3 protein-coding genes and 1 tRNA gene are annotated in these 2859 nt (G+C 67.6%); 3 read left to right on the top strand and 1 reads right to left on the bottom strand.

Annotation, left to right across the window (positions count from 1 at the left end; translation table 11 throughout):
* Positions 1-600 (top strand): FAD-dependent oxidoreductase (locus NQ160_RS21890; protein ID WP_257517159.1); only part of this gene is annotated, 600 nt, incomplete at its 5' end.
* 55 nt (positions 601-655) lie between these two features.
* The gene (gene pyk, locus NQ160_RS21895) at positions 656-2104 is read left to right on the top strand and encodes a pyruvate kinase (protein ID WP_257517160.1); all 1449 of its coding nucleotides are present in this window, start codon (positions 656-658) and stop codon (positions 2102-2104) included.
* Positions 2105-2165: 61 nt separating this feature from the next.
* Here pyk and NQ160_RS21900 read toward each other — a convergent pair.
* A tRNA-Leu gene (locus NQ160_RS21900) sits at positions 2166-2246 on the bottom strand.
* A gap of 86 nt (positions 2247-2332) precedes the next feature.
* Here NQ160_RS21900 and NQ160_RS21905 point away from each other — a divergent pair.
* On the top strand, positions 2333-2859 hold a 527-nt coding region (locus NQ160_RS21905; protein ID WP_257517161.1), incomplete at its 3' end, for an ANTAR domain-containing response regulator.

Genomic DNA, 2859 nt, shown 5'->3' on the forward strand with positions numbered 1-2859 from the left:
GGTGGCGACACCGGGGCCGACTGCATCGGCACCGCGCACCGCCAGGGTGCCCTCAGCGTCACCAACCTCGCCATCGGCAAGCAGCCTCCTGCCGAACGCCCCGACACGCATCCGTGGCCTATGACCCCGACGCTGTTCGAGATGACGTCGGCCCACGAAGAGGGCGGCGAGCGGACGTTCCTCGCCTCCACCGTGGAATTCCTCGGCAACGACGTCGGCGAGGTGCGCGCGCTGCGCGTAGCCGAGACCGAGTTCGTCGACGGCCGGCGCCTCCCCAAGAGCGGCACCGAGCGCGAGATCCCCGCCGACCTCGTGCTCATCGCGATGGGGTTCACCGGACCCGAGCGCGAGAAGCTCGAAGACCAGCTCGACACGCAGTTCACGCCGCGCGGCATCCTCGCCCGCGACGGGGACTACCAGGCCACCCACCCCGGCGTCTTCGTCGCCGGCGACGCCGGCCGCGGTCAGTCGCTCATCGTGTGGGCCATCGCGGAGGGTCGGGCCGCTGCAGCTGCAGTGGACCGCTTCCTCATGGGCACGACAGAGCTTCCTCAGCCCGTGCGACCCACTGACATCGCTATCGGACTGCAGCCCGCGTAGGCTGAACACGGCAGCACTCGACAGCCATCCCCCCAAAGACCGGAGCACACCCACGATGAGACGCGCGAAAATCGTCGCCACTCTCGGCCCCGCCACATCCACCTACGAGATGGTCCGCGCGATCATCGACGCCGGTGTCGACGTGGCGCGATTCAACCTGAGCCACGGCGACTATTCCGTCCACGAGAACAACTTCGCCAACGTGCGTAAGGCGGCCCAGGATTCCGGCCGCGCCGTCGCCGCGCTGGTGGACCTGCAGGGCCCCAAGATCCGACTGGGCAAGTTCGCCGACGGGCCCCACCAGCTCGCCGTGGGCGATGTCTTCAAGATCACCACGGACGACATCGAGGGCACCAAGGAGATCGTCTCGACGACCTTCAAGGGTCTTCCCGCCGACGTCCGCCCGGGCGACTTCCTTCTCATCGACGACGGCAAGGTGCGCGTCGAGGTGACCGAGGTCGACGGTCCCGTCGTCACGACGAAGGTCATCGTCGGCGGCCCGGTGTCCAACAACAAGGGCATCAACCTGCCCGGCGTCGCCGTCAGCGTGCCCGCTCTCTCCGAAAAGGATGAGGCGGACCTGCGCTGGGGCCTGCGCGCCGGCGCGGACCTCATCGCGCTGTCGTTCGTGCGCAGCGCCGAGGACGTCACCCGCGTCCACGAGATCATGGCCGAAGAGGGGCGCCGCGTGCCCGTCATCGCCAAGATCGAGAAGCCGCAGGCCGTGGAAAACCTCGAGGAGATCATCGACGCCTTCGACGGCATCATGGTCGCCCGCGGAGACCTGGGCGTCGAGCTGCCGCTCGAGGCCGTTCCGATCGTGCAGAAGCGCGCGGTCGAGCTCTGCCGCCGCATGGCCAAGCCCGTCATCGTCGCGACGCAGATGCTCGAGTCGATGATCAACAACCCGGTGCCGACCCGCGCCGAGACCAGTGACGTCGCCAACGCCGTGCTCGACGGCGCCGACGCGGTCATGCTCTCGGGCGAGACGAGCGTGGGGGACTACCCCGTCGTCGTCGTCGAGACCATGGCGCGCATCATCGAATCCACCGAAGAGCACGGCATGGAGCGCATCGCGCCGCTGAACACCAAGCCGCGCACGCAGGGCGGGGCCATCACGCTCGCCGCGATGGAGGTGGCGGAGTTCGTCGAGGCGAAGTACGTCTGCATCTTCACCGAGTCCGGCGACACCGCCCGCCGCATGTCGCGCCTGCGCCCCAAGTTCCCCATGATCGGGTTCACCCCCGAGCCGGCGATCCGTCGCCGCATGGCGATCACGTGGGGCGTCCAGTCGGCCATCGTCGAGCACGTGGCCCACACGGACCTCATGTTCATCCAGGTCGACGACTACCTGCTCACGAACAAGCTGGCCGAGGTCGGTGACCGCGTCGTCGTGATCTCCGGTTCCCCTCCCGGAATCATCGGCTCGACCAACGACATCCGCATCCACAAGGTGGGCGACGCCGTGCACGGCAAGGCGCCGATCTACAAGGCCGAGCAGTAAGGCCGGAAGCGAAAAGGAGAGGGATGCCGCGATGCGGCATCCCTCTCCTTTTTCGTGTGCGTACCGGTGGTGGGAGTCGAACCCACACGTCCGAAGACAACCGAGTTTGAGTCGGTCGCGTCTGCCATTCCGCCACACCGGCAAGTGCCTCCACGACGATACCGCAGGGAACGGCCTCGCCTGACCTAGAATGGTGTCGTGACTGAGCTCGACGATACCGCCACCCCCATGGCCACAGCCCCGCGACGCGTTGTCGTCGCCGAGGACGAATCGCTGATCCGCCTCGACATCGTGGAGATTCTCCGCGACGCCGGGTTCGACGTGGTCGGCGAGGCCGGTGACGGTGAAACGGCCGTGCAGCTGGCCACCGAACTGCGCCCCGACCTCGTGATCATGGACGTGAAGATGCCCGTACTCGACGGCATCTCCGCCGCCGAGAAGCTCAGCAAGGCGCACATCGCGCCGGTCGTGCTGCTGACGGCGTTCAGCCAGAAGGAGCTCGTGGAGCGGGCGACCGAGGCCGGTGCGCTCGCATACGTCGTGAAGCCCTTCACCCCCAACGACCTGCTGCCGGCGATCGAGATCGCCCTGGCCCGCTACGAGCAGATCATCACGCTCGAGGCCGAGGTCGCCGACATGGTCGAGCGCTTCGAGACCCGCAAGCTCGTCGACCGGGCCAAGGGCCTGCTCAACGAGAAGATGGGCCTGACCGAGCCCGAGGCGTTCCGCTGGATCCAGAAGGCGTCGATGGACCG

This window comes from Microbacterium sp. zg.Y909 (genome assembly GCF_024626565.1).

Coding starts and splice junctions, on each gene's coding strand:
- pyk (WP_257517160.1), top strand. CDS start 656: ATGAGACGCGCGAAAATCGTCGCCACTCTCGGCCCCGCCACATCCACC.